6 protein-coding genes and 4 pseudogenes are annotated in these 6,000 nt (G+C 60.9%); 2 read left to right on the forward strand and 8 right to left on the reverse strand.

From position 1 onward, the window contains the following. Positions 1-797: 797 nt before the first annotated feature. From ACMGFH_RS22470 to ACMGFH_RS22480, 3 genes and pseudogenes are all read right to left on the reverse strand, one after another. On the reverse strand, positions 798-1,307 hold the full coding sequence (locus ACMGFH_RS22470; RefSeq protein WP_415383363.1) for a hypothetical protein: 510 nt from the start codon (positions 1,305-1,307) through the stop codon (positions 798-800). Continuing rightward, complete coding sequence (locus ACMGFH_RS22475) at positions 1,304-1,903, reverse strand: helix-turn-helix domain-containing protein (RefSeq protein ID WP_415383364.1); 600 nt, start codon at positions 1,901-1,903, stop codon at positions 1,304-1,306. Before ACMGFH_RS22475 ends, ACMGFH_RS22470 begins: the two co-directional genes overlap by 4 nt. Positions 1,904-1,952: 49 nt before the next feature. Continuing rightward, a pseudogene (locus tag ACMGFH_RS22480) lies at positions 1,953-2,278 on the reverse strand (hypothetical protein). Between the two features lie 53 nt (positions 2,279-2,331). Between ACMGFH_RS22480 and ACMGFH_RS22485 the strand changes: the two are divergent. Together ACMGFH_RS22485 and ACMGFH_RS22490 are read left to right on the forward strand one after the other, a co-directional pair. Continuing rightward, positions 2,332-2,871, forward strand: a complete 540-nt coding sequence (locus ACMGFH_RS22485; RefSeq protein WP_415383365.1) for a winged helix-turn-helix domain-containing protein — start codon at positions 2,332-2,334, stop codon at positions 2,869-2,871. Then, complete coding sequence (locus tag ACMGFH_RS22490) at positions 2,868-3,428, forward strand: hypothetical protein (protein ID WP_415383367.1); 561 nt, start codon at positions 2,868-2,870, stop codon at positions 3,426-3,428. The genes ACMGFH_RS22485 and ACMGFH_RS22490 overlap by 4 nt, the downstream gene beginning before the upstream one ends. Here the strand turns inward: ACMGFH_RS22490 and ACMGFH_RS22495 are convergent. The 5 genes and pseudogenes from ACMGFH_RS22495 to ACMGFH_RS22515 all read right to left on the reverse strand — a co-directional run. Next, positions 3,427-3,549, reverse strand: a pseudogene (locus ACMGFH_RS22495) (PemK-like protein); the annotation flags it as partial. The gene ACMGFH_RS22490 and the pseudogene ACMGFH_RS22495 overlap by 2 nt on opposite strands. Beyond that, a complete protein-coding gene (locus ACMGFH_RS22500) occupies positions 3,546-3,905 on the reverse strand; it encodes a MarR family transcriptional regulator (protein WP_415383368.1) in 360 nt (119 codons plus the stop codon). The pseudogene ACMGFH_RS22495 and the gene ACMGFH_RS22500, both read right to left, overlap by 4 nt. Positions 3,906-3,994: 89 nt before the next feature. After that, positions 3,995-4,291: a hypothetical protein gene (locus ACMGFH_RS22505; RefSeq protein ID WP_415383369.1), complete on the reverse strand. Its 297-nt coding sequence runs from the start codon at positions 4,289-4,291 to the stop codon at positions 3,995-3,997. A 759-nt stretch (positions 4,292-5,050) separates the two neighbouring features. After that, a pseudogene (locus ACMGFH_RS22510) lies at positions 5,051-5,369 on the reverse strand (twitching motility protein PilT); the annotation flags it as partial. Continuing rightward, a pseudogene (locus tag ACMGFH_RS22515) lies at positions 5,366-5,614 on the reverse strand (UPF0175 family protein); the annotation flags it as partial. The pseudogenes ACMGFH_RS22515 and ACMGFH_RS22510, both read right to left, overlap by 4 nt. Between the last annotated feature and the right edge of the window lie 386 nt (positions 5,615-6,000).

Below are 6,000 nucleotides of genomic sequence, written 5' to 3' on the forward strand. Positions count from 1 at the left end.
GACCAATTGCGGTGGCGCGCGCTGTCGCGCGTTTCATCGCGCAACAGTAGTCGTGCGAGGGGCGAGGAGCGCAGCGTAGCGTAGCGAGCACCGCAATCGGTTGGGGAGGCGTGTGGCTGTCTGCGATGCTGTCCTGGTGGACTGAAAGGGCGAGGCGTGCTCGCGCCAGCGGAGAGTCGTCTGAGTGGGCACTATCTGAGGGAGCGAAGCGACCGAGGATATCCCACTCAACGACCGCGAGCGCGCCGAGGGCTTTCAACGCCTGCTGTCACCTGTGGTCGCTTCAGTCCAACTTCTCTTCACGACTTTGGTGTCTGCAACTACTGTTACACTTGCATATCTACTTACCAGCAGATTCGGTGATTCCTACGACGAAAATAACCATTTCGTGCGCAATTCTTTGGCACCTTGATCATAGCCCTCCCAGTCGGGGGTGAGCAGCTACGCCGCGCAACCCCTCGCGCTTACCCGCTGGCGCCGAGGGCACATTCACTTTAGCCCGGAAGGGGCGCGGGCGGTGCGGAGAGCGCCCGCATGCCCGGAATCGTCGGTCGCGATCGACGCGGAGGGCGGCAGCGGCGAGCGGGGCGGGCCGTCTCATACGTACCCGTTCAGCCGGCTACGTCGCTCGGTGAGCCATCTACAGTCCTGGCGGTCTCAGAAAGGGGTGAGGGCGCCTCGGCTGTCCCCCGACCCCGCAAGCACCGCAGGCACGAGGCGCGCAGCGGTGGTCGCGGGACGTCGAGCGGCCGAGGGGTTTCGAGTGTCCTCTCCCACCGAAGCAGACTAGCAATCAGTCAGCTGTCGCCGTCGACCAGGTCCTTGATGAACCGGAAGCCGTTCACGAACGGCACCGAGTCCCCGTAGCCCTCGCTCGCGAGCACGGTTTCGGCCCCCTTGCCGGCCGCGATATCGGTCGTGTAGATGTAGACCTCGGTCGCAGACCCCGCGCTGAGATGCTGGGCAGCTAGGGCGGCGAGGGCAGCGTCGGCACGCTCGATCTCGTCGGCAGGACGGTCGTCGGCGTTCGCGATGTACCGCTGGACGCCATCCATCACCCGCGAGGCGACAGGCTCGGAGAACTCCAACGGTGACGCAACCGTCGCCCAGCCCTCATCGATCGCGGCGTCGACGGGTGGTGCCTCGATGTCGGGGTCGTCGATGGTCAGCTCCTCGTACACCCGTTCGGGCAGGACGAAGGTGATGTTGTTTCGGCGATCGAACCGCCGAACGGCCCGGTAGCGGCTGTTCGACGGCTGCCCCATCGCGACGAACAGGCCGGTGTCGGCGGTGTGGAGCCGGCTCACGCGTCGTCAGCCGCGTCGCCGTCGTCGATGTCCAACTCGTCGAGTCCCGCCCCGGCCTCCTCGGTGTCGTAGTGCTCGTGGACGACGGGACGGAGTGCCTGGAGGATCATCTCTGCAGCCAGCGGTGAGATGTCGAGGTCCTCCGCCATCAGCCGGTGGGTCACCTCACCGCGTTCACGGGCGACGGCGTAGGTGAGCGCCGTTGCGAGGCCGGCGACGCCGTGGCGGTCGATGTACGTGTCGATGTCGGCGTCCGTCTCGCGGCGGCCGACGGCGTCGATGAGCGCCGTCGTGATCGTGTACTCGCGGTCACCGGCGGCCGTCGTTACAGTCAGGTCGATTTCCCGGGCGGCGTACCGCCGCGGCTGCTCGTCATCGGTGACGTCGACGTCGCCGGCGTCGACGAGCCGATTGACGTAGCTGTAGGCGGTTCCCTGAGCAAGCTCGAGGTCGTCCATCACGTCCTGGACAGTCGCCTCCCCCTCCCGAGCGAGGTACGCGTATAGCTGAGCCAGCTGTGGCTCCTCGAGAAGGTCAGCGACCGAGAGGAAGTCCTGGACGATGTCACCGTCGGCGCGGTTTGAGGTGCGTGACACGATTCGGCCTTGATTACAGATTACAGCGAATCAGTAAAGGGTGTTGGGGTTACTCTGCCGTCGTCGCGACGAGATGCTCCTCGAGATAGCGCGTCCAGTACGTCGCAAGCCCGCCCGGACTACAGCGGGCGCACAACTGCAACGGGCCTTCGAGATGGCCGAGTTCCATTCAGAACCGCGTCAGTGCCGCGAGCGCGTCGACGACGAGCCTACAGCCGTCACAGGCAACGTGACCGCGCTCGTCGGGATCCGGCTCCGTCTGGGTGGCACAGTCAACGCAGATCGAGTGGCTGACCCGCTCGTCGTGCCCCAGGTGTGGGCCTCGCCAGTCTCGGTACCGGGCGTGGAGTCGCAGAACGCACAGCCGACGGGAATAGATTATTTTGGCTGTGGAAAATATTATGTTTCTCCACCACGTGGTGTTGGACATGGCGGACTCTCGCGATGGGGAAGATGAACCAGCATATGTCTCGCGGTGGAAGGACGCAACAACGGGATTCGACCGAGTGCGTTCGGTTGCGTCGTCCCTTGAGGAGCCTCGGACAGCGGGCTGGATCGCCGATGAAGCACATGTCTCTGAGCCGACGACGCGTAACCATCTCGAACGTCTCGTCGACCTCGGTGTGCTCGTCACCGATGAGTCAGTACGAGGCAAGACGTACTATCCGGACCCGGTCTACACGCGCCTGACTGCGATACAGGAACTCGTCGCAGAGAACTCCGAAGCCGACCTCACTCAACAGGCAACAGCCATTCAAGCAGATATCGAGTCTTGGAAAGCGGAGTATGATGTCGAGTCACCGCGATCGCTTCGTGCGTCCGTCACGGAAGACGTCTCGGTTGAGGACGCCCAACAGCGACTGCGTATCGCGGCTAATTGGGAGTCCGCACAGTACCAACTCTCGCTGCTTGGGGATGCGATCGACCACTACGAGACGTATACTTCTCGTCCACCGGCATCCGCATGACCGACGCCGGCGAAGATGATGACGGAAGTGAGCAGCCTACCGCCGATAGTGAGTTCGGCCGCCAGCCACAGCGGCCGGATGGCGGTTGGGAGTCAGCGCACGACGACGTTGAGAAACGTCACCGGATTCTCCGCTCGCTGCGCGAGCAACTCGAACTCCATCCAGCCATCAACTCCGCGTGGGGGAGCCCGGACGGGCAGTATGCTGAACTTGAGGCAGACGTCGACCCAGCACAGTTCGGGCGCGATGGTGAATCGGCATCGCTACGGGTGACGTGGCAGCCGAATCCGCACCTTCCACCGGAGACCAGTCTCGACGACCGCCGTCGGACATCACTCACGTCGAACTTCAAAATCCACTATAGCGAGTCGTCGGGATTCGACTGCGGCGTCCATCTCGAACCGAACCCACATGTCGACGGCCACCTTCACTATCAGGAACGGGCGTCGCCAACCGACGAGTACGACTACGACGACGTATCGCTTGCGGCGACGGCGCCGGTCGGTGTTCTCTGGGAGACCCTCGAAATCATCGCGGATCGGCTTCAGCAGGCCTGAGTTGGGTACCGCGGTTCGAGAATCGAGGAGTTCCCAGCACGAGCATCGGGGGACCTTTCTCCGAGAGCGGGTCGCTCGCCCAGGCGATGTCACCGCGTGTCAGGTCATCGAACGCAGTCACTGTACCGCTTCCATCTCATCAGTCTGGAGGTCTTCGAGCCGCTCCTCGCCGTACTGGTCGTCCGCCGTCTCGTGGTGGCGGTGGAGTCGGTAGGCAGCTTGGAGCCGTTCCTCGTCGTCCGTGATCGCCCAGTACGGACGCTTGTGTCGCACGAGTCCGCGTTCGTTCAGGCGCGAGAGGATCGCGCTGACAGCGTCGGTCTCCAGCCCAAGTCGCTCTGCGATGGTCGCTGCCTTCCAGGCCCGGTCGTCGTGCTCGTCGAGGAACAGCACGATCCGCTCGGTGTCGTTGCGCTCAGCAAACTCGTCGGCGTCGGCGTCCTCGAACTCCTCGATATCGATGGTGCCGCTCGACATAGACTAGTGGTGTGACTGTTGGGACACAGCTGTTTGGGATGTTTGTTACTTGTGAGAGTGACTTCTGTACCGGGGATTGAGAGATGGAGTCACTCCGCCAGCATCGCGACGAACTGTGCTTCGAGATCGCACGTCCAGTACGTCACGAGCCCGCCTGGACTACAGCGTTCGCACAGCTGCAACGGGCCTACCAGATGCCCGAGTTCGATCTGGAACTGCGCGCCGACGTCGTCGCCGACGCCGTACTGCGTCCGCATCGAACGCCCAACCTGCCGGGAGACGAAGACGGCGCCCACATCGTGCGTGACATCGCCGAGGGCGCACGCCACGAGCGCAACGGCCGACGCGTGATCCCGGTCGGAACCGTCACCTCTAGGTTCGCCCACGGCGCCGCACCGTTGGCGATGGCTCCTGCCTGACGCCCTGCCCGTGTTTCGTTGCGTCGTTCAGAAGCCATTGTAGTGTTCACCGGTAGTTCCCGTCGTCGCCCCCGCGTCCATTCTCCCGTCTTAGAGGTAGCGCTCGAAGCTATCGACGAGTGGCGTCGAGGGTATCCGGTCAGGCATCAAACGGTCCTCCACGAGTCTGCGATTCGGTCTCGGTGGCTCTGCCCGGGAGAAGCACCGTTCTGAGTCAGTTCCACGATTCGTGCTTCACCGACGGCGCCGGAATACCTCAAACTGGTCGTGATTACCAGAATAATCAGCACCACCATGTCGACACCCCAAATACAGTCATATCCCCACATAGAGAGCCTGAAATCCCAAACTGCTACCTTATAAACCATATTCCGATATACAAAAGAGATTTTGCGTCGTTTACGTTCTCGACCCATTCAGTACGCAATACTTGATCGCCATCCCGCAACTCCTCGTACTGCTGCGGGCAGCGGTATTTGGCCTCGCTGTTCCAGTAGTCTTCGTTCCCTCTACCGAACCAGACATGAGTCTATTAAGCCCGACTGCAAGGTTGATCGCCGACTCTAATTCTGTGATTGTTCTATCGCTCCGTCGACGATATTTCGCCACAGCGATGTCGGGGTAGGACCGAATTTGACACGAACACGGCAGGCGATCATCCCTGGAGCTCCGTTTCTGTGCGGAAACTGCTGGCGTATCCGTGTAGGTCTAGAAACCGTTGTTCACTGTCTGCAGACGGCCGTCAGGCACGCCTACCAAGGAAACGCCTGAGCTTCGCCGTGATCAAGATGGTCACTGACCACCGCTCTCTGTTTGCAACTGTGTCAGAAACCGTCGCGACTGGAATTTCGTCGTCGAGTATATCAGGTGCCGACCGGGGAGACGGATGATCATCAACGCCGTTTTCGAGTTCTTCGCGAACGACTGGAACTGTACAGATCCCAGTGATTTCTGCAACGACCCATAGGTGGTCGATGTAGGAATAGTTCGAGAGGACAGTCGTATTCAGGGCACTCGAGTTTCCTGGAAGATCGTCACCTGTCATTTCGCGCGCGACCCCTCGTCGTCCCAGTCCTCATCATCGAATTCGAGTTCGGTCGCTGCCTCGACCTCGTAGGCTGCGTCGTGTTCGTCAGCGAACCCGAGGCGGTGGTCAACGCCATGCTCGCGGCGGATATCACGCATCGTCCACCGGTCGACATCAGCAAGTCTCGTAGCATCATCGAGCGTAATCCGCTCGCGCTCGTAGAGGGCGAGCGCAGCTGCAATGTGCTCGGTTTCATGATTAGTCATATACATTGAGAAGAGGGGTCTCAACTTCGGGCTGGGTCGTAGTTCGCAAAATATTGTGGCTGCGCGCAGGGCAGCATCGACGCGAGATTAATCGACGGCACCTCCGTGCTGAGGGATACAGTTAGATTGTTGCTCTTCCCGCTTGAACCGCGAGATTTACAAATCGACGACGGGGTGTTTCGGCCAAGTATCGTCCAGATGTTCGGCTAGTATCAATGAGATGGTTTTTGTGAATAGATTTATCTCAACCACAGACAAGCACCACAGATAACTCTAACAGACGTCCGTAACAGACATCATCACAGAACGTTCTGATCAGGGCCCCATTCACCTATCTTCGGGTGTAAGTCGTTCGATTCCAGCCACCTGTTCCGTTTCTAGCA

Origin of the sequence: Halosimplex rarum, from assembly GCF_047715405.1 — an archaeon.
In the GTDB taxonomy this organism is placed as follows: Archaea; Halobacteriota; Halobacteria; order Halobacteriales; family Haloarculaceae; genus Halosimplex; species Halosimplex rarum.